This window comes from Exiguobacterium aurantiacum, from assembly GCF_001766415.1.
GTDB lineage: Bacteria > Bacillota > Bacilli > Exiguobacteriales > Exiguobacteriaceae > Exiguobacterium > Exiguobacterium aurantiacum_A.
Genome location: NZ_MKXO01000001.1, coordinates 664,381 through 687,281 on the forward strand (window position 1 = coordinate 664,381; position 22,901 = coordinate 687,281).

Annotated in this window: 28 protein-coding genes; all 28 read right to left on the reverse strand. The window is 50.8% G+C overall.

What is annotated here, in order from left to right; translation table 11 throughout:
* Position 1: 1 nt before the first annotated feature.
* The 28 genes from flhA to trmFO all read right to left on the reverse strand — a co-directional run bounded on the left by flhA (position 2) and on the right by trmFO (position 22,901).
* Positions 2–2,020, reverse strand: a complete 2,019-nt coding sequence (flhA, locus tag BJU60_RS03410; protein WP_070327483.1) for a flagellar biosynthesis protein FlhA — start codon at positions 2,018–2,020, stop codon at positions 2–4.
* 13 nt (positions 2,021–2,033) lie between these two features.
* A complete protein-coding gene (gene flhB, locus BJU60_RS03415; RefSeq protein WP_070327484.1) occupies positions 2,034–3,125 on the reverse strand; it encodes a flagellar biosynthesis protein FlhB in 1,092 nt (363 codons plus the stop codon).
* Positions 3,122–3,892, reverse strand: a complete 771-nt coding sequence (fliR, locus tag BJU60_RS03420) for a flagellar biosynthetic protein FliR (RefSeq protein WP_070327485.1) — start codon at positions 3,890–3,892, stop codon at positions 3,122–3,124. Before fliR ends, flhB begins: the two co-directional genes overlap by 4 nt.
* Positions 3,889–4,161: a flagellar biosynthesis protein FliQ gene (fliQ, locus tag BJU60_RS03425; RefSeq protein ID WP_070327486.1), complete on the reverse strand. Its 273-nt coding sequence runs from the start codon at positions 4,159–4,161 to the stop codon at positions 3,889–3,891. Before fliQ ends, fliR begins: the two co-directional genes overlap by 4 nt.
* A gap of 11 nt (positions 4,162–4,172) precedes the next feature.
* Positions 4,173–4,838, reverse strand: a complete 666-nt coding sequence (gene fliP, locus BJU60_RS03430) for a flagellar type III secretion system pore protein FliP (protein WP_016508219.1) — start codon at positions 4,836–4,838, stop codon at positions 4,173–4,175.
* On the reverse strand, positions 4,835–5,329 hold the full coding sequence (locus tag BJU60_RS03435; RefSeq protein WP_070327487.1) for a flagellar biosynthetic protein FliO: 495 nt from the start codon (positions 5,327–5,329) through the stop codon (positions 4,835–4,837). Before BJU60_RS03435 ends, fliP begins: the two co-directional genes overlap by 4 nt.
* Positions 5,326–5,691 carry a response regulator gene (locus tag BJU60_RS03440; protein WP_035385909.1) on the reverse strand — a complete coding sequence of 122 codons (366 nt, stop codon included), beginning with the start codon at positions 5,689–5,691 and terminating at the stop codon, positions 5,326–5,328. Before BJU60_RS03440 ends, BJU60_RS03435 begins: the two co-directional genes overlap by 4 nt.
* 12 nt (positions 5,692–5,703) lie before the next feature.
* A complete protein-coding gene (fliY, locus tag BJU60_RS03445; protein WP_070327488.1) occupies positions 5,704–6,813 on the reverse strand; it encodes a flagellar motor switch phosphatase FliY in 1,110 nt (369 codons plus the stop codon).
* Positions 6,810–7,799 carry a flagellar motor switch protein FliM gene (fliM, locus tag BJU60_RS03450; RefSeq protein WP_070327489.1) on the reverse strand — a complete coding sequence of 330 codons (990 nt, stop codon included), beginning with the start codon at positions 7,797–7,799 and terminating at the stop codon, positions 6,810–6,812. The genes fliY and fliM overlap by 4 nt, the downstream gene beginning before the upstream one ends.
* A 9-nt stretch (positions 7,800–7,808) precedes the next feature.
* On the reverse strand, positions 7,809–8,258 hold the full coding sequence (locus tag BJU60_RS03455; protein WP_070327490.1) for a flagellar basal body-associated FliL family protein: 450 nt from the start codon (positions 8,256–8,258) through the stop codon (positions 7,809–7,811).
* Positions 8,251–8,469, reverse strand: coding sequence for a flagellar FlbD family protein (locus tag BJU60_RS03460; protein WP_016508262.1), 219 nt, complete (start codon positions 8,467–8,469; stop codon positions 8,251–8,253). The genes BJU60_RS03455 and BJU60_RS03460 overlap by 8 nt, the downstream gene beginning before the upstream one ends.
* The gene (gene flgG, locus BJU60_RS03465; RefSeq protein WP_070327491.1) at positions 8,469–9,260 is read right to left on the reverse strand and encodes a flagellar basal body rod protein FlgG; all 792 of its coding nucleotides are present in this window, start codon (positions 9,258–9,260) and stop codon (positions 8,469–8,471) included. Before flgG ends, BJU60_RS03460 begins: the two co-directional genes overlap by 1 nt.
* Before the next feature lie 12 nt (positions 9,261–9,272).
* The gene (locus BJU60_RS03470; RefSeq protein ID WP_070327492.1) at positions 9,273–9,707 is read right to left on the reverse strand and encodes a flagellar hook capping FlgD N-terminal domain-containing protein; all 435 of its coding nucleotides are present in this window, start codon (positions 9,705–9,707) and stop codon (positions 9,273–9,275) included.
* Positions 9,679–10,761 carry a flagellar hook-length control protein FliK gene (locus BJU60_RS03475; protein WP_236633393.1) on the reverse strand — a complete coding sequence of 361 codons (1,083 nt, stop codon included), beginning with the start codon at positions 10,759–10,761 and terminating at the stop codon, positions 9,679–9,681. Before BJU60_RS03475 ends, BJU60_RS03470 begins: the two co-directional genes overlap by 29 nt.
* Before the next feature lie 22 nt (positions 10,762–10,783).
* The gene (locus BJU60_RS03480; protein ID WP_070327494.1) at positions 10,784–11,350 is read right to left on the reverse strand and encodes a MotE family protein; all 567 of its coding nucleotides are present in this window, start codon (positions 11,348–11,350) and stop codon (positions 10,784–10,786) included.
* Between the two features lie 4 nt (positions 11,351–11,354).
* Positions 11,355–11,789 (reverse strand): flagellar FliJ family protein, encoded by a 435-nt coding sequence (locus BJU60_RS03485; protein WP_016508248.1) that lies wholly within the window; start codon positions 11,787–11,789, stop codon positions 11,355–11,357.
* A complete protein-coding gene (gene fliI, locus BJU60_RS03490) occupies positions 11,786–13,105 on the reverse strand; it encodes a flagellar protein export ATPase FliI (protein ID WP_070327495.1) in 1,320 nt (439 codons plus the stop codon). The genes BJU60_RS03485 and fliI overlap by 4 nt, the downstream gene beginning before the upstream one ends.
* Complete coding sequence (locus BJU60_RS03495; protein ID WP_254281630.1) at positions 13,092–13,817, reverse strand: FliH/SctL family protein; 726 nt, start codon at positions 13,815–13,817, stop codon at positions 13,092–13,094. Before BJU60_RS03495 ends, fliI begins: the two co-directional genes overlap by 14 nt.
* Positions 13,801–14,808 carry a flagellar motor switch protein FliG gene (fliG, locus tag BJU60_RS03500; protein WP_083273965.1) on the reverse strand — a complete coding sequence of 336 codons (1,008 nt, stop codon included), beginning with the start codon at positions 14,806–14,808 and terminating at the stop codon, positions 13,801–13,803. The genes BJU60_RS03495 and fliG overlap by 17 nt, the downstream gene beginning before the upstream one ends.
* Before the next feature lie 5 nt (positions 14,809–14,813).
* Complete coding sequence (gene fliF / locus BJU60_RS03505; RefSeq protein ID WP_070327496.1) at positions 14,814–16,382, reverse strand: flagellar basal-body MS-ring/collar protein FliF; 1,569 nt, start codon at positions 16,380–16,382, stop codon at positions 14,814–14,816.
* A gap of 21 nt (positions 16,383–16,403) precedes the next feature.
* Positions 16,404–16,688 (reverse strand): flagellar hook-basal body complex protein FliE, encoded by a 285-nt coding sequence (gene fliE / locus BJU60_RS03510; RefSeq protein ID WP_070327497.1) that lies wholly within the window; start codon positions 16,686–16,688, stop codon positions 16,404–16,406.
* 13 nt (positions 16,689–16,701) lie between these two features.
* Positions 16,702–17,130 carry a flagellar basal body rod protein FlgC gene (flgC, locus tag BJU60_RS03515; protein WP_070327498.1) on the reverse strand — a complete coding sequence of 143 codons (429 nt, stop codon included), beginning with the start codon at positions 17,128–17,130 and terminating at the stop codon, positions 16,702–16,704.
* Positions 17,131–17,132: 2 nt separating this feature from the next.
* Positions 17,133–17,504: a flagellar basal body rod protein FlgB gene (gene flgB, locus BJU60_RS03520; RefSeq protein ID WP_070327499.1), complete on the reverse strand. Its 372-nt coding sequence runs from the start codon at positions 17,502–17,504 to the stop codon at positions 17,133–17,135.
* Between the two features lie 275 nt (positions 17,505–17,779).
* Complete coding sequence (gene codY / locus BJU60_RS03525) at positions 17,780–18,559, reverse strand: GTP-sensing pleiotropic transcriptional regulator CodY (protein ID WP_016508279.1); 780 nt, start codon at positions 18,557–18,559, stop codon at positions 17,780–17,782.
* Positions 18,560–18,597: 38 nt separating this feature from the next.
* Positions 18,598–19,968 carry an ATP-dependent protease ATPase subunit HslU gene (gene hslU / locus BJU60_RS03530; protein WP_070327500.1) on the reverse strand — a complete coding sequence of 457 codons (1,371 nt, stop codon included), beginning with the start codon at positions 19,966–19,968 and terminating at the stop codon, positions 18,598–18,600.
* Entirely contained in the window at positions 19,965–20,513 is a 549-nt protein-coding gene (gene hslV / locus BJU60_RS03535; protein WP_070327501.1) for an ATP-dependent protease subunit HslV, read from the reverse strand. Before hslV ends, hslU begins: the two co-directional genes overlap by 4 nt.
* 11 nt (positions 20,514–20,524) lie before the next feature.
* On the reverse strand, positions 20,525–21,406 hold the full coding sequence (locus BJU60_RS03540; RefSeq protein WP_070327502.1) for a tyrosine-type recombinase/integrase: 882 nt from the start codon (positions 21,404–21,406) through the stop codon (positions 20,525–20,527).
* A 187-nt stretch (positions 21,407–21,593) separates the two neighbouring features.
* A complete protein-coding gene (gene trmFO / locus BJU60_RS03545; protein WP_438802333.1) occupies positions 21,594–22,901 on the reverse strand; it encodes an FADH(2)-oxidizing methylenetetrahydrofolate--tRNA-(uracil(54)-C(5))-methyltransferase TrmFO in 1,308 nt (435 codons plus the stop codon).

The window sequence follows — 22,901 nt, forward strand, 5'->3', positions numbered from 1 at the left end:
ATTAAATCACCCCAATACTTTTCACTTCGAGCGAGCTGAGCAATTCGTTATACGCAAGGACCGGAACGTCAGGATAGTACCGTTCGAGCAGCTGTCTCACGAATATCCGAATCGTCGGCGAGCAAAGAATGACGGCCGAAGCCCCGTAGCGTTCAAACATCGACAGTTGTTCGCCAGAGCGCTCGATGATTTCGCGCGCTTGCTCCGGATCGAGCGCCAAATAGTTGCCGAACTCGGTTTTTTGGACAGCGTCTTGAATAAGTTGCTCGGTCTGTCCACCGAGTGTGACGACGTAGAGTGGACCGTCCGGCGGGCTGACTTGGTCAGTCAACTGACGGGCGAGTCCTTGACGACAGTATTCGCCTAATATATCAGCGTCTTTCGTCACTTTTCCATAATCAGCCATCGTCTCAAACAAGAGCGGCAAGTTGCGAATCGAGACGTGCTCTTTCAATAGATGACGAAGTACTTTTTGGATATCTCCGATCGAGAGCACAGATGGGGTCACATCTTCGACGAGCACCGGATGTGTCTCTTTCAAATGCTCGACGAGTTGTTTCGTCTCTTCCCGTCCGAGTAGGTCGGACGCATGTTTCTTGAGCGTCTCCGTTAAATGCGTGGCGACGACTGAAGGTGGGTCGACGACGGTGTAACCGCTCATCTCGGCCCGCGTCCGCGTCTCTTCATCGATCCAGAGAGCGGGCAATCCGAAAGCCGGTTCCGTCGTTTCAATCCCGTACACTTCAGGGTCTTCAATTCCAGGGCTCATCGCCAAGTAGTGATCGAGTAATAACTCACCTTCTGCGACGACATTGCCTTTCACTTTGATCCGGTAAGCGTTCGGTGACAGTTGCAGGTGGTCACGGATTCGAACCGTCGGTAAGATGAATCCGAGTTCGAGTGCGAGTTGACGGCGGATCATGACGACACGGTCGAGCAGGTCGCCGCCTTGCGATTCATCCGCGAGTGGGATCAGCCCGTAGCCGAACTCGAACTCGATCGCATCGATTTGCAGGAGCGAGACGACGGTTTCGGTCGGTGCCGCTGGTTCCTCATCCGGTAGCGGTTCAGCAATCGCTTGCTTCAGGCTGCGACGCATCGAGTACGCCCCGAAGAATGTCGCACCCGCGATCAGCGTCGTCACCGGAAGTAAACTTGGTGACACGAAACCGAGCAAGAAGATGACCGTGCCCGCGATATAGAGCAACGTCGGATTTTGACCGAGCTGGTCGACCACGTCTTCCCCGAGATTGCCGTCCGAGACGGCACGGGTGACGATGATCCCGGTCGCCGTCGAAATGAGGAGGGCCGGAATCTGACTGACGAGCCCATCCCCGATTGTCATAAGCGAGAACGTCGTAAACGACTCACCGACAGGTAATCCCATTTGGACAACGCCGATGATGATACCGAAAATCAAGTTGATGACGACGATAATGATTCCGGCAATGGCGTCACCTTTTACGAATTTCGAGGCCCCGTCCATCGAACCATAAAAATCAGCCTCGCTTTGAATCTTTTTACGGCGGATTTGGGCGTCTTTGTCATCGATCAACCCAGAGTTCAAATCGGCATCGATTGCCATTTGTTTCCCTGGCATCGCGTCGAGTGTGAATCGAGCCGAGACTTCCGATACCCGTTCGGCACCTTTCGTGATGACGACGAATTGGATGATGACGAGAATGAGGAATACGACAAATCCGACGAGAACGTTTCCGCCGATGACGAAGTTCCCGAACGTCGCAATGACTTCCCCACCATATCCGGTCGAGAGGATCGAGCGGGTCGTCGACACGTTCAGCCCGAGACGGAACAGCGTGACGATCAGCAAGAGAGACGGGAAGACAGAGAAATCAAGCGCTTCCCGGGCGTTCATCGCCACGAGTAAAATCATGAGGGCGATCAATATATTTATAATGATAAGAAAATCTAGTAAGAACCCCGGTAACGGGATGACCAGCATGACGACGATCATAAGAACGCCAATCAATACTGCGAAATCTTTAGCTTTTACAGCCAACGCATACTCCTCCTCAAGACGGTTGTTTCAGTTGATAGACGAACGCCAGCACTTCGGCGATCGCCTGATAAAACGACTCGTCGACGACTTCTCCGATGTCTAGCTGCGCATAGAGCGCACGGGCCAGTGGTTTATTTTCCACGATCGGGATATCGTGCTCTTTTGCGACGTCACGAATATTGAAAGCGACTTGGTCGACCCCTTTGGCGACGACGAGCGGCGCAAAGTCTTTCGTATCGTCATAACGGATGACGACAGCGAAATGGGTCGGGTTGGTGATGACGACGTCCGCGTTCGGAATCTCTTGCATCATACGCCGCATCGCCATCTCCCGTTGTTGTTGTTTGATTTTCGACTTGATGAGCGGGTCGCCTTCACTGTTCTTATACTCGTCTTTAATGTCTTGTTTCGACATGCGGATCGACTTTTCAAAATCGAACCGTTGATAAAAGAAGTCGAGTAGTGCGAGCGCGAGCAACGCGACACTGACCCAAAGCCCGAGTTCGATCGTGATCGCAGCGAGTGCGACGACCGATTCACGAACATGTTCGACGGCCATGCGTGACAATTCTTTTTGGTTTTGCCAAAGTATAGCGACCGCAGTCGTCAGGATAATCAATAATTTGAATAAGGACTTTAAAAATTCGACGACTGCTTTCATGCTGATGATGCGCTTGACCCCTTTGAGCGGGTCAATCCGCTCTAACTTTGGTTGAATCGCCTCTGTTGAGAACAGTGAACCGATTTGGAAATAGTTGATTAAAATACCGAACACGACCGCAACGATCAAGAACGGTGCTAAAATGATCCCGGCGCGAATGACCAAACCAATCATCATCCCGGACATGCCTTCTGATAAGTCGTACAGCAAATATGTTGGACCGAGTAGCTCTTTCGTCAGGCCAAACAACTGCTGACCGACAAAAGGTCCGAGAAAAGATAACATGAGGAACATCGCGAACAAGGCGAACGCTCCGGTCAAATCGGCTGACTTCGCGACTTGTCCTTTTTTACGCGAGTCTTCTCGTTTTCGAGGTGTTGCTTTTTCCGTTTTTTCTCCTGCAAAAAACTGAAGATCGACCGATAAAGAGTATAGAGGCTTCATTGAGCGTCTCCTAACAACGTCATAAAATCACGTAATATTTCTTGCAGCACCGGGATGAATTGGCTGATTCCATTCAACGTCAACCCCATCATCATGACCATCACGGAAAACCCGGCAATCAATTTGAACGAGAATCCGATGGCAAAGATGTTGAACTGCGGGGCCGATTTTGCTAAAAAACCAAGTGCCAAGTCGACGAGAAGCAACGATGCCATGAGCGGAAATGCGAGTTGTAAGGCAACCATCATCGTCATCGTGACGACCTTCACGGCCATCATGAGCGATGCTTCGCTAAAGTTGATCATCGGCTGACCAGGCGGATAAATTTGAAAGCTGTAATAGATACCGTCGATCAACAGTAAGTGCAAATTACTTGATAGCATGATGAACAGCGTAAAGATGTAATAAAATCGTCCGATCAACGGCGACTGTCCGCCAAACATCGGGTCATACGCTGACGCCATCGCCAGACCGAGCTGCAAATCGATGATTCCCCCGGCAATCTGTGGGGCAAAAAATAAGATGTTAATCAAAATGCCGAGCAAAAGCCCAATCAACACTTCGTACAGCACTTGAACGATGAAGGCTTGCCCAAGTTCGAGCGGCTCTGTTACCGTGAACATCGCATAATAAGCTAAAAAAGCACTAAACGCGACACGGTGCATGACCGGAAGCTGCCTTGAAGAAAATAAAGGCACACTTACGAAAAATCCGGATAGACGAGCAAACGTCAATCCATATAAACTAATGAAATCGACCGCATTCATTTCGAGGCGACCTCGACCATCAGTTCAAAGATCATCCGCGTAAATCCTTCCATCTGTTGCAGCATCCACGGCGCGAAAACGACGAGCCCGATAAAGACCGCGACTAGCTTTGGAACGAACGATAGCGTCTGTTCTTGAATTTGAGTCGTCGCCTGTAAAATCGAGATGACGAGTCCGACGACGAGGGCGATCAAAAGAAGTGGCATCGAAATTTTTAATAATGTCCATACACTCTCTGTCGCCAAATAGATGACCATTTCATGCGTCATAATCGTTCCTCCTACATACTTCTAAGCAATGATTCCACGATTAAGTGCCATCCATCCACTAATACAAACAACAACAATTTGAACGGCAGAGCGATCATGACCGGTGGAAGCATCATCATCCCCATCGACATGAGCACACTCGCCACGACCATATCAATGATCAAAAAAGGCAAGAAAATCATAAAGCCGATTTGAAACGCCGTCTTGAGCTCACTGATGGCGTAAGCTGGTACCATCGCGAGCAAAGGAACGTCTTCGACCGACTCCGGTTGCTCATAATTCCCGTATTTGATAAACAGTTGCAAATCTTCCTGTCGCGTATACTTTGCCATGAATCGTTTCATCGTGTTACCGGCTTCCTCGAACGCCTCATCTTGACTGATCTCGTCGTCCATATATGGAGACAACGCCTTGTCGTTTAAATCAGATAAGACCGGAGACATGACGAACAGCGTGATGAACAAGGCGAGCCCAATGATCAATTGGTTCGGTGGGGTCTGTTGTGTCCCTAAGGCTGGCCGAATGAATGAAAGAACGACGACGACACGTGTAAAACAAGTCATCAAAATCAAGAATGACGGCGCCAGCGTGAGCAGTGTCAATACGACCAATAATTTAATCGAAGTCGACGTGCTGTCCGGCGTTTCTAAATTGATCAGTTGTTCAATCGTCGTCATTGCTTCTTCCTCACTTCTTCAATCTGTGACAGTTGTTGTTTGAACGTATCTAAGAACGTTGATGTGTTCGAAGTGTTCAGTGAAGGCGCGTCATACGCTGCTTCATCAATCGATTCCGCATCGATTCGATCAATCAATTGAATCGATTCACCGACACCGAGCACGTATACTTGCTCCCCTAACTTGACGAGCTGCACCGAGCGGTCCTTCCCAAGCGGTACCCCGCCGAGATGTTTCATATGTTGCGCCGTCTTCACACCTTGCGTCCGTGCGTTTAACCAACGCATCAAGACGAGGAATCCTCCAATTACGACAACTAAACTCAAAACGACCTTGACCAACGTCCCGACCGTCGAGACGGTCGTAGGGACAGATTGATCTTTGGCTTCAGGCTGCTGTTGTTCGAACTGTTTATCCACGGTGGCGGCCTCGACCGTGGCCGGCACAGACAGCCCGACCACGAGCAGGAAAATCAACCACCACTTGTTCATTGTGCGACCGTTTTCGAAACTGCCTCGACGACACGTTCCGCGTTGAACGGTTTCACGATGAAGTCTTTCGCTCCCGCTTGGATCGCATCGATGACCATCGCTTGTTGTCCCATCGCCGAACACATGATGACTTTGGCGTTCGAATCGAACCCGCGAATTTCTTTCAATGCCGCCAGGCCGTCCATTTCTGGCATCGTGATGTCGAGAGTGACGAGATCTGGCGTGAGTTCACGGTATTTTGCGACCGCGTCAATACCGTTCTCTGCCTCGCCGACCACTTCAAACCCGTTCTTCGTTAAAATGTCTTTAATCATCATGCGCATGAACGCCGCATCATCTACCACCAAAATTTTTGCACTCATTATTCTTCCTCCTTAAACGATTCCAATCCGCTCATGCGGTTGGATGATTTCTGTCACACGTACCCCGAAGTTCTCTTCGATGACGACGACTTCGCCGCGGGCAATGCGTTGTTGGTTCACATAAATATCGACAGGTTCCCCCGCCAATTTATCAAGTTCAATGATCGACCCTTGCGACAGTTCGAGCACTTCTCGCACTGACCGTTTCGTCCGGCCGAGTTCGACCGTCACGTTGAGCGGCACATCATACAGCAAGCCTAGGTTTGCCGGCACCGAATCGTTTGACGTCGGGGCGTGGAGTGGCATGAACTCGGCTTGGCTGACCGCCACTTCTGGGGCTGACGTTTTTTCAGTGCGTACCGGAGCAGGTTCCGGAGCTTTCGCTGGTGTGACCGCCGCTTGAACTTTCGGCTGCTCTTGTTTAGGCGCGGCCGGGGCTGACGTCGTAGCTGCAATCAGTTCGTTGACGAGTTGCTTCCCGAATTGAATCGGGGCAATTTGGACAATTTTTGAATCAATCAACGTGCCGACTTTCAAATTGAACTCGATCAGCACCATCGTCTCCCAAAGCTCGAGCCGGTCAATGATCGTTTGATTTTTCGTCGCATCGAACACTTCGACGAGCGGCGGCGAAATATCAATCTTTTTAGAGAACACGGTCGAGAGCGATGTGGCCGCAGCGCCCATCATTTGGTTCATCGCTTCTTGAACGGCCGATAACCGAATCTCATCGAGCCCGTCCGGATCGACACCGATCCCGGTCCCACCGAGCATCAAATCAGAAATGATGGCCGCGTCTTCACGGGTCAAGACGAGGACGTTCTCCCCTTTCAACCCTTCGGTGTAACCGACCCGAAGCGCCACGTGAGGTGTCGGATAACGCTCTCTGAGCTCATCGATCGTCACTTCACTGACGACCGGGGTCGTGATTTCTACTTTTTGTTGCAGTAACGTCGACAGCGCCGTCGCGGAATTTCCGAACGAGATATTTCCAATCTCTCCGAGGGCGTCGCTTTCCATCGAGTCGAGATGTTCTTCGCTCTCGTCTACCGGTTTTGGCGAACTGTCGTTCGTTCCTCGTAATAACGCGTCAATTTCATCTTGTGACAACATCTCACTCATTGCTCTTCCTCCTTCACCCGGTGAAGCACTTGGACCGCCATCCGCTTCCCACTCACACCGACTTGCCCTCTGAACACTTTATTTTCCCCTACTAGGACGGATAGCGGGTCTTTCACTAGTTGATCGAGCGTCAAACAGTCACCGATTTCTAAATGCAACAAGTCACCGAACGTGATTGTCGTCTCCCCGAGCAGGGACACGACTTCTACCGTCGAGTTCATCAATTGGGCTTTGAGCGGTTCTTGACTGTTCCCGCTCGCATTGCGGCGGTTCGCCTCCTGCATCCAGTAATGACTCGATAGTTTCGATAGCACCGGCTCGATCGTCACGAACGGCAAGCAGACGTTAATCGTCCCGCTCACTTCTCCGATCGTGACCCCGATCGAAATGAGCACGACCGTCTCGTTTGGTGACACGAGTTGAAGGAACTGTGGGTTCACTTCAACGGCCGTCATTTCGGACTTGATTTCGGCAATCGACTCCCACGCTTCCCCGTAACCGGCAAAAGCTCGTTTATATAGCTGGGTCAAGATTCGCATCTCGATTTCAGTGAAGCTTTCGACTTTTTCAATCTCGACGCCAGGTCCCCCGAGCAGTCGATCCAACATCGCGTAAGAGATGTTCGGATTGACTTCGATGATGAACCGACCGTTAAGCGGGGGCGCCTCGATCAAGTTGATCATCGTCATACTCGGAATCGAATGAATGAACTCATCGTATGGAAGCTGTTCGACTGAATTGACCGTGAACTGGACATACGTCCGAAGTTGGGCCGAGAAAAATGTCGTCAGCATCCGTGTGAAGTGTTCATGAATCCGGGTCAAGCTACGAATTTGATCTTTAGAGAAACGGACGGCCCGTTTGAAGTCATACTGCCGTACTTTTCGTTCTTCTTCTTGATTCAAAAAGGAATCGGCTTCGACATCTCCACTGCTTAGCGCTGATAACAGGGCATCAATTTCTTGTTGAGACAGTACTTCTCCCATGATGCCACCTCACTGTATAATTTTCTTCGTCATATAGACGCGCTGGACCTCACCTTTTTCCAGCAGTCCGTTTAATTGCTCGCGAAGGGATTGCTCGAACTTCTGCATATCTTCCTTCGTCGTGAGCTGTGCCTTCGTCATCCCAGCCAAATCACCGAGGATGACGTTATGGACTTGGAACTTACGAAGTTCAAGATCTTCTTTCGTCTCAGGCGCATCGGTCACAATCGTGAATTGGACGTTGATGAACCGTTCGTCTTGAATGTTCGTCGTCATATCCTCGGTCGTGAAGCTGCGCTCGGCGAGTTCTTCTGCCGTCACAGGTTTCGTTTTAGCCGTCACGTTGTCGCCGAATACGTATTTATAAGTCATAAACCCAGCGCCCCCCATGACGAGCAGGACGACGAGCAGGATGAGCACCATTTTCATGGCGCCTCCTTTTTGTTTTTCTTCACTCATCTTCTTCACCTCTTGTGACTGTCGTTCCCATCAACCCGATCGAGCCGTAAAATGCCGTCGTCCGATCGATGATTTGATCTTTCGTCTCTGTGACGATATAAGTTTTGCCGTTATACAAATGAATGATCGTGTCAGGTTCAGCCTTGACCGTCTCGATAAACAAGGCGTTCAAGACAAATTCCTCACCCCGCAATGTCGTGACGCGTATCATCAGCGTTTCAAGTTGACGAGTTCTTGTAAAATCTCGTCTGACGTTGTGATGATCCGTGTGTTCGCTTGGAATCCACGTTGCGCGATAATCATTTCGGTGAACTCTTCAGACAAGTCGACGTTCGACATCTCGAGTGCGCCCGAGACGAGTTCGCCACGTCCATCTTGACCTGGAATTCCCGGGTTTGGAATCCCTGAGTTTTGCGATTGAATATAGTTGTTCGCTCCGACTTTTGATAGACCGGCGTTGTTGGCGAACGTGACGACTTGAATTTGCCCTAAGTTCACTGAAGTTCCCTCAGCATTGACGTAACTGACTTGTCCATCTTTTCCAATCGATAGTGACTTCGCTCCGGCAGGGACAGTAATTTTAGCATCCGCTGTGCTAAGGACGTAAGCCCCATCACCATTGACAATATCGCCGGCATTATCTGTATAAAAGTTACCGGCCCGTGTGTACTGCGCTTGGCCGTTAACGTTTACTGCGAAGAAACCTTCACCAGAGATCCCGACGTCGAGCGCCCGACCTGAGTTTTGCATCGCGCCTTGGTTATAGACGTTGTCGACCGTCGCCATCGTGCCCCCGAGTCCGACTTCTTTCGGGTTGACGCCCCCACTGACTGCATTGGCTGCTGTCGCACTACCGACTTGCTGGCTGACGAGGTCTTTGAACGTGACGCGGCCTTTTTTATACCCGAACGTGTTGACGTTGGCGATGTTGTTACCGACGACATCAAGCTTTGACTGGAAGTTCTTTAATCCACTGATTCCTGAGTACATTGCTCTTAACATGATGAATCCCCCTTATGCTTGTTTGATGGACGTAATATTGTAGACGCTTACCGAGCTGCCGTCTTCGAGATCGGCCATGTACCCTGACTCATCCGTTCTTGAAATCGAGACGACACGTCCCGATCCTTTGATCGTCTCCGTTTCAGTCTCCGTTTTATGGTCGACCGTCTTGCCGATCATATTGCTGAACTCGGAGATTGAAGACATGTGGCGATCGACGAGTACTGAATCAAGTTGCTTTGAAATTGTCTGCATTTGTTCGAGCGATGAAAATTGAGCCATTTGTGAGATGAACTCGCGATCTTCCATTGGTGACATCGGATCTTGGTTCGCGAGCTGGGCCATCAATAACTTTAAGAACATGTCCTTATCGTATTGGTTCTTCGCTTTAGGCAGCGATTGATCGGGTAACGTATAATCATTCGTCTTCGGTTGGATGGTCGTCATCGTCGGGTTCCCCTTTCGGTTGTTCCTGTTGTTCTGGTTCAGGTTGGTCTGACTCGCTAAACGTCGATGATTTCGCTTCGAGCGCTTGTTGCGTCAAACTCACTTCAACCCGGATATGCTGCGATAACGGTTGGAGCGTCTGTTGCAGTTGTTGCATTTGTGACTGGAGCAACTGTTTTGCTTCTTGGTTGCTCGCGAACAGCTTGACGACGAGTTCACCGTTATGGCGCTCGAGTTTGACGACGAGTTCACCTAGTTGTTCCGGATATAGGCGAACGGTGAACACTTTCGACCCATCGGCCCCGCTTCGGAACGGTGCTCTTTGAAGAGCAGCCTCGATCCGGGCTTGGAGGTTCTCCGGAAGCGACCCTTTAGACGCGTACATGACCGTTTCCGAGTCGATCTGTGGTCGTGACCACGTCATGCCTTTCGGCAACCAGTCGACGCTTTCTTTTCCAGCTTGCGGTAATACATTCGCCGGCGTTTCATTTTGATAAGGGAGGGGAATATGTTTTGAAGTCTGGGTTAAACTCCCTTTAAATTGCGAAACGATTTGCTGGATAACTTGGACGTTCTCGTTTACGGTTGGCTGGTTTTGTTTTCCGGCCAACGCCTCGCGTTCCGTCTTTCCTAACATCATCGCGCCCGGTAAAATCGTTTGGGCGGCAGCTAACGTGGTTACGACGTCTGACGAGACCGTTTCCTCGATTGTTCCTGTGCCTGCACCTGCTTGGGCGATGATGCCGATATAGGCGTCCATGAACTTACGATAGGCGTCTTGTGGCAAAGACTTTAACCACTCTAAGCTATCGGGTTGTTGTAACCACTGTTCAAGCTGGCTCGACAAGTTCTCGAGCGGAAGGGCGCTATCTGTCACAATTGGCGCATTCGGTGCGAGTGTCGTCGGCGCAGCTTCCAACTCAGCCAACGCTTCCGTCGAGGCGCCGAGCATGGATGAAAGCAGGTCTAAAAACTGTCCGGTCGGGGTAGATCCTGTCTCCCCGCCTTTCGCTGTCGTTCCTTGGACCGCTTGAGCAAATAAGGCGATATTCATCATCTCTTCCTCCTTTCCCGTTTCATTGGAGCAATTGCGTGACGACGGCAGCCTGTTGTGCATCCATCCGTCCCAATATGTCGGCCTGTTGTTTCGGCGACAGTTCTTTTAAGATCGTCGCTACTTGCGGGCTGTCGAGTTCGTTCATGATCGCGGCAGCTTGTTTGGCGGACATTTCTTCATAGACGCGAGACACGTTCGACGTGTCTTCCTCCACTTCCGCTTCCGTAGTGGCTCCGAGTTCAGACACGAGTCGGTCCCGCTCTTTGATCAAGTCCGATACTTCTTCTTGTCTCGCTTTCACTTCATTCGTCAATTCGACGTTTTCCGTGCGAAGTTTTTCAATCTCAGCGTTCGCGACTTTTAATCGATTCGTCGTGTCCGCGTCAATGCCGGTGACATTGACTTTTGTTTCAACTGCCTCATCTTTGTCTGCCTGTTCGCGCGTTTCTATAAACGGCACCGATAATAGCGGCCGGTCCATCGCATAGTTCATGACGACGATTCCGCCGACGAGTAAAAAGATTGCCGGGACGAGGACAAGAGCGACCAAGAGCTGTCTACCTCGCTTATTGTTCTCTTTTTCCATCAGCTTACTTCCCTTTCCCGTGATGAATCACTGCCAACTCATCGATAAAATGTTGTTCGGTGAGTTTAGAGACGGCCACTTCATTTTGGCTGACCTTCTCATGCAACGTTACATATTTTTTCTCTTCGACAACTTTTCCGAGCAAACGCTCTTGAGCCAGATTGTAACGGTTCCGCGACTGTTGCACGACGAGTTGTTGCGTCTCAATTTGACGCTTTAACTGTTCCCTCGCCTTTTCACGATATTGGAACATGAGCAGATCAATCACACCAGATTGTTCATCTTGACTCTTCATGAGCGTCTCATACGTCACGACTAATCGATACAGCGTCTCCATCTCGGCTTCGAATCGCGCCTTATGACCTCTCATCTCTGTCGCCGATTCTTCTTTTGCATGCTCGGCAATCGGCATGATGCGTTCTAACAACAGCTTGTTCATGATTCACCTCTCGCAATTCCGACAAGACGATCGAGCGTCTGCTCGATCGATGCCTCTTCTTCAATCGACTGTTTTAAAAATGTGAGCAGTCCCGGATATTCATCGATTGCTGTATCGATCGCAGGATTCGTGCCCTTTTTATAGGCTCCGATGTTAATCAAGTCTTCCGCGTCTAGATAAGTGGCGAGCCAACTCCGAAACGTCTGCGCGGCATCGCGATGTACAGGTGAAGCAATCTGGTTCATGACCCGACTGATCGATTTTAAGACATGGATCGCCGGAAACTGCCCTCGGTTGGCGAGCGAACGGTCCATCACGAAGTGACCGTCTAAAATCCCACGGACGGCATCCGCGATTGGTTCGTTCATATCGTCCCCGTCAACGAGGACGGTATAAAACGCCGTGATCGAACCGGTGACGGACGTCCCGCTCCGCTCTAGCAGTTGCGGAAGCATCGCGAACACGGAAGGCGTATATCCTTTCGATGTCGGTGGTTCTCCGGTCGCTAGCCCGATCTCTCGTTGGGCCATCGCGAATCGGGTCACTGAGTCCATCATAAGGACGACCTCTTTGCCTTGGTCCCGGAAGTACTCGGCGATCGCCGTCGCCGTGTAAGCGCCCTTCAAACGCACGAGCGGGGGTTGATCGCTCGTCGCTACGATGACGACCGATCGAGCCATGCCTTCAGGACCAAGTTCTTTTTCGATGAACTCTTTTACTTCTCGTCCCCGTTCGCCGATCAATGCGATCACGTTTATATCTGCCGATGAGCGTTTAGCGATCATGCCAAGCAATGTCGATTTCCCGACGCCTGATCCCGCAAACAAACCGACACGTTGGCCTTTCCCGACCGTCAATAACCCGTCGATGATCCGGACCCCGGTCGACAAAACGTCTAAAATGCGTGGACGTTCTAACGGGTTCGGCGGTTTTCGAAGAACATCGTAGCGTTTCCCAGTCGGCATCGCTTCACCCGATAAAGGGCGCCCGAGCCCGTCAAGGACTTGACCGATCAGTTCGAACCCGACCGGTACTTGGAGCATGTGCCCCGTCCCTTTGACGATACAACCTGGGGCGATCTGTGTCGTTTCTCCGTAAGGCATGAGCAAGACGCGCTCTTCATTGAAGCCGACGACCTCGGTTTCAACCGTTTGGCCGGACGGTAACTCGATCAGGCAGCGCTCACCGATAAACGCGCTCGGACCGTTCGATTCGATCATCAGCCCGACGACGCGACAGACACGACCGACTTTACGCACATACTCATCTTCTGGAGCAGCGGTGATTGTGTCGAATACGCGGTCAATAAGCGCCATCGGATAGAACCTCCTCAATCTTGGAACGGATTCGTTCAAAACTGTACGATACGTCGAGCTCGTTGCCATGATGTGGCGTCTCGATCCGCACGCTCGTCTCTGTCAACGAGACATCGGCCCGATATTTCAACGGCGGCATCTGTTCGGATTGCCACATCGACTCGAAACGTTGGATTGACGCTAGTCGCGTCGGGTGGACGAAGACGGTCAACGCTTCGGCATCGATCTGGCGAAGCAGTTGTTCGCGGATCATGTCGGCGAACAACGCCTCCTCGTTTCGGACGAGATCGGTCGTGACACGTGCACTGATCTCGACGGCCAAATCAACTAACTTCGTTTCGGCATCTCGCCATTTCTGTTCGAACAAGTTCTCAAGTTCGGCGCTGACCATGTTCAATCGGGCCGTCAGCTCATCGAACTCTGACTTTCCTTCTTGACGTCCTAGGTCAAAACCTGACCCGTACCCCTCCTGATAAGCAGCCTCAAGCGTTTGTTCTCGTAACAGTTCAAGCTCATGTTCCACTGCTTCACGGTGTAGCTTGATCGCTTCTTCCTCTTGGCGGAGGGAAGCGTACCTTGCTTCTAACTCTTGTTCATGATTACGTTCGACCATAACCTCTGAAATCGGTTCAAGGAATGGCCGCGAATCAATTCGTTGTGGTTCGAGCGGCATCGCTCGTTGACGTTTGATTACGTTAGACAACGATGTCATCTCCTCCACCACGGCTAATCACGATCTCTCCGACATCTTCTAGGCGGCGGATGATTCCGACGATGCGGCTTTGTGCTTCTTCGACGTCACGCAGTCTGACCGGTCCCATGAACTCCATATCTTCCTTGAACGTATCGACCATTCGTTGCGACATGTTTTTGAAGATGATCTGTTTGACCTCTTCGGAAGATACTTTGAGCGCGAGCAGAAGGTCGTCGTTGGCGACTTCGCGAATAATCCGTTGAATCGCACGCGAGTCGAGCGTGACGATATCTTCGAAGACGAACATCCGCTTTTTGATTTCTTCCGCGAGTTCCGGGTCTTCGATCTCGAGCGCGTCAAGAATCGTCCGCTCCGTCGTCCGGTCGACACCGTTAAGCACTTCGACGACTGCCTCGATCCCACCGGATTGGGCGTAATCTTGCATATCGGTTTGCGATAAGTTCTTTTCAAGGATCTGTTCGATCTCATGAATGACGTCCGGGTTGAGGCGATCCATCGTCGCGATTCGTTTCGCGACCTCCGACTGAATCTCTGGCGGAAGTTCCGACAAGATTTGCCCGGACTTGACCGGTTCAAGATGAGCCAAGATTAAGGCGATCGTCTGCGGGTGCTCGTTTTGAATAAAGTTGAGCAACTGCTTCGGATCGGCTTTTCGGGCAAATTCAAACGGTCGGACTTGCAGCGTTGAAGTGAGACGATGAATCAACGCCATCGCCTTCTCTTCTCCGACCGCTTTCTCTAAAACCGTTTTCGCAAACCCGATGCCACCTTGGGTGATATAACTCTGTGCCATCGCCAGGTCATGAAATTCTCCTAAAATGGCTTCCTTTTGTTCAGACGACACTTTTCGGAGTGCCGATATTTGTAGCGTCAACTGCTCCATCTCTTCTTCGGACAGGTGTTTATATACACTTGCCGCCACTTCAGGTCCAAGCGAGATCATGAGCATGGCCGCTTTTTCTCGGTTCGGTTGTTTTGCGTAGTTCACAGTACTCACTCCTCAGACATCCAAGTACGAAGAAGCTTGGCGAACTCTTCTGGATTACTCTCTGCCAATTTCTCCAACTGTTTCTTCTTGACGGCACCTTCGCCTCGCTCTTCCAAGTCGAGATCGGGTACTTCGTCTTCATACGGTACTTCCCATTCATTCGTTTCCGAAACCGGTTGCTGATTCCGTCTTCGCATGGCGAAGAATAGAAGTGCGAGCAAGACGACGACACCAGCTGCGGCTGCATACATCCACCACGCTGTCGGCTGTTCTGCCACTGCCGTTTCTTCCGTTTCAGCGAACGGTCGTGACACGACGACGACTTTCTGTTCGAGTTCCGCTTCCGTCAACGCCTCGCCCGTTTTAGCGAGCGACGTCCGGATGATTGAATACATCATCGTCTCAAGGTCGCCCTCAAGTTGCGGGTCGATCGCTTGAGCGCCGTCTGGCGGCTCGACGATCAATTGAACACCGAGGTCACGGATCGTGTAGGGTGCGTTCTGAATTTGTTTCGTAATGCGATTGACCTCATAGTTGATGATTTCATGGTTCTTTTCGCTTTCTTCTTCCCCGGTTCCCGTGGCAGCCGGGAAGTTGACGGTATCGTTCTCGCCGGTCCCTGCCGCCGCCGCTGCTCCCGTACCACCTGTGTACGCTTCAGCGATCCGTTCAGCAGACGTCACAATCCCTTCCATCGTATCCTCGTTGACCGGGGTTACCAGGTTTTGCTCTTCTGCCGATTGGGTCGTGTCGATGTCGGCCGTGACCGAGACGAGCACGCTACGTTCTCCGAGTAAGACCGAGAGCATTTGTTGAATCTGTTGACGTACGTCTTTCTCGACTTGACGCTTCAGTGCTAACGGGTCGGTCGAAGTCCCACCGGCCATCGTCGATTGATCCAAATCGTAATACGTGAAATATTGGTCCATGATCGAGATGTTCTCCGGTTTTAAGTTCGGGACACTCTTACTGATCAAATGATAAAGTCCTTTGACCGTCGCCGGCTCAAGATTCGTACCTGCTCCTAAATTTAGGACGATCGAAGCCGTCGGCTCCCCTTGGTCTTCGGCCAAGAACACCGATTTCTCCGGAAGCGAGATAATAACTTTTGCTTGGTTGATGCCTTCAATTTGTGTAATCAAACGTTCGAGTTCGGTTTGCATCGCGCTTCGTTCGATGACTGCCATTTCTCGATCCGTCGTTCCAAATCCGGCGTTCTCACTGAAGAAGCTGTAATCGATCGCTCCTGACTTTGGAATCCCGGCGGCTGCCAAGTTAACTTTCAATTGGTCGACTTGCTCGCTCGGCACGTAGACGCTGACACCGTTCGATGTCGCTTTGATTTCTGACTTCACCCCATCAGCCGTCAGCTTTTCTGTCACTTCTCCAGCCTCTTGGGCCGAGAGGTTCGTGTAGAGAGGAGCCATGTTCGGGCGCGAGAGCCAAACCGTCAAGAGCACCGCGACGACAAGTATGCCGACGATGACGATGCCCCAAATGATTTTACGTTTTGTTTGCATCGCCTTCAGTGGGCCGGCCAGTGAGCTGAATTGTTCTTTTAACTTATCATTCATCGCAACTCGTCATCCTCTTCATTAAACTTGCATTCGCATCATTTCTTGATAGGCCTCAACCGCTTTATTTCGCACCTCAATGGCGAGTTGCATCGCAATCGACGACTCTTCGCTTTGGATCATGACTTGGTGAAGATCGGCTTTCCCGACGGCGAGGTCTTGACGCGCCGTACTCGTTGCCTGTTGAACTTTATTGAGCGACTGCATCGCTTCATTCAAATATGATCCAAACTGAGACGGTGTCTCTTTCACTGTCGGCAGAGCCGCGGTCTGGTTACCGATTAATTGAATCGGGTTAATTTGCATAGTCTGTCACTCCTTATCCTTTACCGATTTCGAGCGCTTTGACGAGCATCGCTTTTGACGCATTCATCGCTGCAATGTTCGCTTCATATGACCTTGTCGCACCTGTCAAATCAACCATTTCTTTTAACAGGTCGACGTTTGGCATCTGAACATATCCCCGTTCATCCGCATCCGGGTGACTCGGGTCATATGTGAGTTTGTAAGGACTTTCGTCTTCGACGATGCCTGAAACTTTGACGCCTCCGCTCACCGCCGACAGCTGTTGACGAAACGGCGCTTCTTGGAGCACCGTCATTTTCCGTGTATACGGCTGCCATTCCCCATCGACAAGTTTGCCTCGAGTCGTCTGGGCGTTCGCGATGTTCGCCGATACCGTATCCATCCGAAGGCGTTGAGACATGAGTGCCGACGCGGATATGTGAAAACTATCGAACATACCCATAATTAACGTCCTCCTCTAATAACGGTTTTAAGTCCACCGAGTCGACGATTCAATTGTTCCATCATCGCCTCATACTGTAGTTGGTTACGGGCCAGTTCACTCATCTCATAATCGAGATCGACACTGTTCCCGTCACTTCGCATCGCCCCTCCGGCCCGGTCAACGATTTTCGTTGCACTACCGCGGTCACTCGGACGGCCACCGGCTAACTTTAGGCGCATCTCGTTGCTTAACGTCTGTTCGAACACAGCCTGTTTCGCTTTAAAGTTCGGCGTGTCGATGTTCGACAAGTTATGACTGATCACTTTTTGGTTCGTGACCGAATGATTGATTGCTTGCTTCATTAATTGATAATCTGTGCCGATCCAATTCATGCGTCTCACTCACTTTCACTTAAAAGAATGCATGTATATACCTTATTTGGAAATTCTACTACTTCATTGAAACAAATCTGTAACAGTTCTGAAAGATATTTTTATTAAAACAGGTAAATGGTATCGTCTGTTTTTGTCGAATTCACGACATATTCTGAAAATAATTACTTTTGCACTAAAAAAAGACGCCCCTTTTCACAAAGGGACGCCTTTTTGCAACTAAAGTCCTAATTGATAGGACTTTTAGCTATAATCTAACGGATATTCGCTCGATTTTAATTTGATTTCAGCTTCTGCAATTCAAACAAGAAGTTATCATTTAATATCTTGATATACGTTCCTTTCATTCCGAGCGAACGTGATTCGATGACGCCAGCGCTTTCAAGCTTACGCAACGCGTTGACGATCACAGAGCGAGTAATTCCCACTCTATCGGCAATTTTGGAAGCAACTAACAGGCCTTCATTACCCCCAAGTTCTTCAAATATATGCTCGATCGCTTCAAGCTCTGAATAAGACAACGAATTGATCGCCATTTGGACAACGGCTTTCTTGCGCGCCGACGCCTCTGCTTCCGCTGCTTTCTCACGGAGGATCTCCATTCCGACGACTGTCGCGCTATATTCTGCGAGGACGAGGTCGTCTTCAGTGAACTCGTTGTTCAGTCTGCCGAGAACGAGTGTACCGAGTCGTTCCCCGCCACCGATGATCGGGACGATCGTCGTCATTGAATCAAGGAACAGCTCACGGTTCTCGACCGGGAACGCCGTATACTCGCTATCGATGCCGATATTTTCCGTCGTCTCTTTCACGTTGAACAAGTTCGATGCGTACGGTTCAGGGAACTGACGATCGACTAGGAACGCCTTCATCCGCTCGTTCTCAATCTGTTGTTTAATGGCGAAACCGAGCAAGCGACCGCGACGGCTCACGATGAACGTGTTCGCTTCGAGTACTTCACGCATCTTATCTGCCATCTCTTTAAAGTCGACGTGCGCGCTCGCCTCTTGCTGAAGCATCGTGTTCAATTGACGTGTTTTATCTAGTAAGTTCATAATTCTAATTTTCCTCCCTGTATGTGCATACAGAATTCTTATAAAATAAATTGACTAAGGTCTCGATCTTCCGCGATCGAGCCGACTTTTTCTTTCACATACGCCGGTGTGATCTCGACGTGTGTTTGTGGCATGTCGGCCGCCTCAAACGATAAGTCCTCGAGCACGCGCTCCATGATCGTATAGAGACGGCGCGCTCCGATATCATCAGTTTCTCGGTTGACGTGCGTTGCGATCTTCGCGATCTCTTCGATGGCCGAGTGGGTAAATTCGACGCTGATCTCCTCTGACTCGAGAAGGGCCTTGTACTGCTTGATGAGCGCTTGTGACGGCTCCGTCAGAATTTTGACGAAATCTTCCTCGGTCAAGCTACTCAACTCGACACGGATCGGGAAACGACCTTGCAGTTCAGGAATCAGATCTGACGGCTTCGCCATATGGAAAGCACCTGCCGCGATGAATAACACGTGATCCGTTTTGACGGGACCATATTTTGTGACGACGGTCGAGCCTTCGACAATCGGCAAGATGTCTCGCTGCACACCTTCACGAGAGACGCCAGCATGGTCTTGTGACTTCGTCGCAATTTTATCGATCTCATCGACGAAGATGATGCCCATCTGTTCGCTGCGTCGTACCGCCTCGTCATGTACTTCATTCATGTCGAGCAAACTTTCCGCCTCTTCGGCAACGATGAGCGGGCGAGCCTCTCGAACCGGGAGCTTCCGCTTCTTCCGCTTTTTCGGGACGATTTGGCCGAGCATGTCTTGAAGATTCGATAAGCCTTCCATCCCTTGTCCTTGAAACAAATCAACTGTCTGTTTCTCTTCAAGGTTGACTTCGATCAATCGCTCTTCGAGTTCGCCGAGTTCAAGCAACTTACGTAATTGAGACCGATCAGTCGATTGATCGTCCGTCGGTTCTTGCGTCTTCTGTCCTTGACCGCCAAACAGCGCTTCGAACGGGTTTGCGGCTGTCGGCTCAACTTTAGCCTTACCTTGCAGTGCATCAAGAATACGTTCGGTCGCAGCGGCTTCCGCTGGTTCCTTCACGTCTTCTTTCTTTTCTTCCTTCACGAGGCGCACCGAGTCTTCAACAAGGTCTCGGACCATCGATTCGACGTCCCGTCCGACGTATCCGACTTCGGTGAATTTTGTCGCTTCGACTTTCACGAACGGGGCACCGACGAGCTTGGCAAGACGTCTCGCGATCTCCGTCTTCCCGACACCGGTCGGACCGATCATTAAAATGTTCTTTGGGGTGACTTCGTCGCGTAAGTCAGCACTTAGCTTCTGACGACGGTAACGGTTGCGCAGTGCAATCGCGACCGCACGTTTGGCATCTTTTTGTCCGATGACGAACCGGTCTAACTCAGCTACGATTTGACGTGGTGTCAATTCACGTTTCATTCTGTATCGCCTCCGATCGTTTCTACGATAACTTGGTCGTTCGTATAGACGCATAATTCACCGGCAATCTCTAGGGCGGCGCGAGCAATCTGTTCGGCTGTTTTCTCCGGTGAGTGACGTACGAGAGCGCGTCCCGCTGCTAGCGCATAATTCCCACCTGAACCGATCGCAAGGATGCCATCGTCCGGTTCGATCACTTCGCCGCTCCCGGACACGAGTAAGAGATGTTCCGCATCCATGACGATGAGAAGCGCCTCGAGCTGACGAAGCATCTTGTCGCCGCGCCACTCTTTGGCGAGTTCGACTGCCGCTCGCGGTAAGTTCCCGTTATACATCTCGAGTTTTGATTCAAACTTTTCAAATAACGTGAACGCATCGGCCACGCTACCGGCAAAACCGGCCACGACTTTCCCGCCGTATAACCGTCTCACTTTTTTAGCCTTGTTTTTCATGATGACGGCGTTGCCAAACGTGACTTGCCCATCTCCGCTCATCGCACATTTTCCGTCGTGCCGGACTGCGAAAATAGTTGTTGCATGAAACATAGAATGACCCCCTACTTTCTCGGATGTGTGGCTTGATAGACCGCTCGCAGGCGTTCAGTCGATACGTGTGTGTAACGACCGGTCGTCGATAGTGACTCATGTCCGAGCAACTCTTGGACGGCACGTAAATCGGCCCCGCGTTCGAGCAGGTCGGTCGCAAAACTATGACGTAACGAATGCGGTGTTAACGGTTTTTGAAGTCCGCCGAGTTTCCGGAGTCGCTTCATCACGTAACGAATTTGGTCTGTTGTCACTCGATTCCCTTTTTGACTAACGAATAATGCCGTTTCGTGTGCCGCAGCGCAGTTTTGCCTTAACTCAAGGTAATGCTCCAACGCTTCGACGGCAAATTGCCCGAGCGGGATGTAACGTTCTTTCTTGCCTTTCCCGATGACATGAACGAATGAGAGCGCCGCATCATATGACGATATGTCCATGCCACAAAGTTCGGCGACACGCATCCCGGTCCCGTACAACACTTCGACAAGCGCGACATCACGTGCCCGCAGGAACGGGTCGTCTTGGCCGTTTGCCGTCATGAGCAGGTGTTCGACCTCGCTCGGTACGGCAAACGTCGGCAGCGTCTTGCGACGTTTCGGCGACGTCAAGTCATGAAACAGCGGTTCACTACCGGTTTCTCGAGCCACAAATTTCCCGAACTGTTTGAGGCAGGAGATTTTTTGGGAAACGGTCGTCGTCGCCGCTTCATTCTCGTAAAGGACATATAAATAACGCCGCGCCGACTGCACATCAAATGGCTCTTGATGTGTCGATTGGCAATAAGCGGCGTACTGTTCGAGTGTTTGTTCGTAAGAGCGTTTCGTATGAGGCGACAGTCTTCGTTCGACTTGGCAATAGCGTAAAAATGATTGTTGATCCTCAGCGAATCCCATCCTCTCGCCCCCTTGCTTTCAGCTTAAAAACGCATGTTCCCGTCAAATCGAAATTAGCATAGCATACAGAATCAGAGGTGACAATAGAAACCCCTTCAATAATCTGAAAATTTTCAAAGTATTGCACAAATTACACAATTGAAATTTAAATTCACAAAAAAAGGAACCAAAAATTGGCTCCTTTCCCTTAAATCTCTTTATATTGCTGAATCGTCTCAAGGGCACGATTCGCATAGCGCTCATAGCGTTCTTGCTTTTTCATCTTCTTCGGCGCATCTTCGAGCGACGGCACGAGACCGAAGTTTGCATTCATCGGTTGGAAGTGCTTCCCGTCTGTCGTCGTGATGTAATGCGCCATCGAACCGAGCATCGTCTCGCGCGGGAGGACGAGCAGCTCTTCACCGGCAACCATCTTCGCCGCGTTGATTCCGGCGAGTAGTCCTGACGCGGCTGACTCGACGTAGCCTTCGACACCGGTCATCTGACCGGCGAAAAATAGCGTATCGCGAGTACGGGCCTGATACGTCGGTTTCAACAGGCTCGGTGAATTGATGAACGTGTTCCGGTGCATGACACCGTAACGGACGATCTCCGCATTCTCGAGACCTGGGATCAATTGAATGATCCGTTTTTGCTCGCCCCACTTGAGGTGGGTTTGGAACCCGACCAAGTTATAGAGCGTTCCGGCCGAATTGTCTTGGCGAAGTTGGACGACCGCAAACGGACGTTTACCCGTTTTCGGGTCTTCGAGTCCGACCGGTTTCATCGGTCCGAACAAGAGCGTCTTCTTCCCGCGTTGAGCGATCACTTCAAACGGCATGCAGCCTTCGAAGTAAATCTCTTTCTCAAACTCTTTGAGCGGTACGACTTCGGCTTTGACGAGTTCTTCGTAAAACAGATTAAACTCTTCTTCCGTCATCGGACAGTTGAGATAAGCCGCCTCGCCTTTGTCATAACGTGACTTCAAGTAGACCTTCTCTCGGTCGATCGTCTCTCCGTCTAATATCGGAGCGGCCGCATCGTAGAAGTATAAATAATCTTCACCGGTGAAAGCTTTCAATGAAGCAGACAAGTCAGGAGACGTGAGCGGTCCCGTCGCCATGATGACGACCCCGTCCGGAATCTGTTTAATCTCTTCGTTGTGTACCTTCACGAGCGGATGATTCTTGAGCGTGTCGGTGACGAAGCCCGCGAAGTCGTGACGGTCGACGGCGAGGGCGCCACCGGCCGGAACGCTTGCCGTATCCGCAGCTTTCAAGATGAGCGAGTCGAGTGTGCGCATCTCTTCTTTTAACACACCGACCGCATTTTGAAGTCCGTTCGCCCGAAGCGAGTTCGAGCAGACCAGTTCAGCAAACTGATCCGTATGGTGCGCCGGCGTCTGTCGGACTGGTCTCATTTCATACAAATCGACTTGAATCCCGCGTTTTGCGAGTTGCCAAGCCGCCTCGGAGCCGGCGAGGCCCGCTCCGATCACAGTTACACGTTGCTGCAA

What these genes read in the sequence shown, in the direction of transcription:
- BJU60_RS03495 (WP_254281630.1), bottom strand. Translation starts at nt 13,817, where the DNA reads ATGACATCGTTGTCTAACGTAATCAAACGTCAACGAGCGATGCCGCTC.
- BJU60_RS03455 (WP_070327490.1), bottom strand. Translation starts at nt 8,258, where the DNA reads ATGAGTGAAGAAAAACAAAAAGGAGGCGCCATGAAAATGGTGCTCATC.
- fliE (WP_070327497.1), bottom strand. Translation starts at nt 16,688, where the DNA reads ATGCAAATTAACCCGATTCAATTAATCGGTAACCAGACCGCGGCTCTG.
- flgC (WP_070327498.1), bottom strand. Translation starts at nt 17,130, where the DNA reads ATGGGTATGTTCGATAGTTTTCACATATCCGCGTCGGCACTCATGTCT.
- BJU60_RS03460 (WP_016508262.1), bottom strand. Translation starts at nt 8,469, where the DNA reads ATGATACGCGTCACGACATTGCGGGGTGAGGAATTTGTCTTGAACGCC.
- flhB (WP_070327484.1), bottom strand. Translation starts at nt 3,125, where the DNA reads ATGAAGCCTCTATACTCTTTATCGGTCGATCTTCAGTTTTTTGCAGGA.
- fliY (WP_070327488.1), bottom strand. Translation starts at nt 6,813, where the DNA reads ATGAGTGAGATGTTGTCACAAGATGAAATTGACGCGTTATTACGAGGA.
- flgB (WP_070327499.1), bottom strand. Translation starts at nt 17,504, where the DNA reads ATGAATTGGATCGGCACAGATTATCAATTAATGAAGCAAGCAATCAAT.
- hslV (WP_070327501.1), bottom strand. Translation starts at nt 20,513, where the DNA reads ATGTTTCATGCAACAACTATTTTCGCAGTCCGGCACGACGGAAAATGT.
- fliF (WP_070327496.1), bottom strand. Translation starts at nt 16,382, where the DNA reads ATGAATGATAAGTTAAAAGAACAATTCAGCTCACTGGCCGGCCCACTG.
- BJU60_RS03440 (WP_035385909.1), bottom strand. Translation starts at nt 5,691, where the DNA reads ATGAGTGCAAAAATTTTGGTGGTAGATGATGCGGCGTTCATGCGCATG.
- fliQ (WP_070327486.1), bottom strand. Translation starts at nt 4,161, where the DNA reads ATGACGCATGAAATGGTCATCTATTTGGCGACAGAGAGTGTATGGACA.
- fliP (WP_016508219.1), bottom strand. Translation starts at nt 4,838, where the DNA reads ATGACGACGATTGAACAACTGATCAATTTAGAAACGCCGGACAGCACG.
- fliM (WP_070327489.1), bottom strand. Translation starts at nt 7,799, where the DNA reads ATGGGAGAAGTACTGTCTCAACAAGAAATTGATGCCCTGTTATCAGCG.
- BJU60_RS03540 (WP_070327502.1), bottom strand. Translation starts at nt 21,406, where the DNA reads ATGGGATTCGCTGAGGATCAACAATCATTTTTACGCTATTGCCAAGTC.
- codY (WP_016508279.1), bottom strand. Translation starts at nt 18,559, where the DNA reads ATGAACTTACTAGATAAAACACGTCAATTGAACACGATGCTTCAGCAA.
- BJU60_RS03485 (WP_016508248.1), bottom strand. Translation starts at nt 11,789, where the DNA reads ATGAACAAGCTGTTGTTAGAACGCATCATGCCGATTGCCGAGCATGCA.
- BJU60_RS03480 (WP_070327494.1), bottom strand. Translation starts at nt 11,350, where the DNA reads ATGGAAAAAGAGAACAATAAGCGAGGTAGACAGCTCTTGGTCGCTCTT.
- fliR (WP_070327485.1), bottom strand. Translation starts at nt 3,892, where the DNA reads ATGAATGCGGTCGATTTCATTAGTTTATATGGATTGACGTTTGCTCGT.
- fliI (WP_070327495.1), bottom strand. Translation starts at nt 13,105, where the DNA reads ATGGCGCTTATTGACCGCGTATTCGACACAATCACCGCTGCTCCAGAA.
- BJU60_RS03470 (WP_070327492.1), bottom strand. Translation starts at nt 9,707, where the DNA reads ATGACGACCATCCAACCGAAGACGAATGATTATACGTTACCCGATCAA.
- hslU (WP_070327500.1), bottom strand. Translation starts at nt 19,968, where the DNA reads ATGAAACGTGAATTGACACCACGTCAAATCGTAGCTGAGTTAGACCGG.
- BJU60_RS03475 (WP_236633393.1), bottom strand. Translation starts at nt 10,761, where the DNA reads ATGAATATCGCCTTATTTGCTCAAGCGGTCCAAGGAACGACAGCGAAA.
- BJU60_RS03435 (WP_070327487.1), bottom strand. Translation starts at nt 5,329, where the DNA reads ATGAACAAGTGGTGGTTGATTTTCCTGCTCGTGGTCGGGCTGTCTGTG.
- flgG (WP_070327491.1), bottom strand. Translation starts at nt 9,260, where the DNA reads ATGTTAAGAGCAATGTACTCAGGAATCAGTGGATTAAAGAACTTCCAG.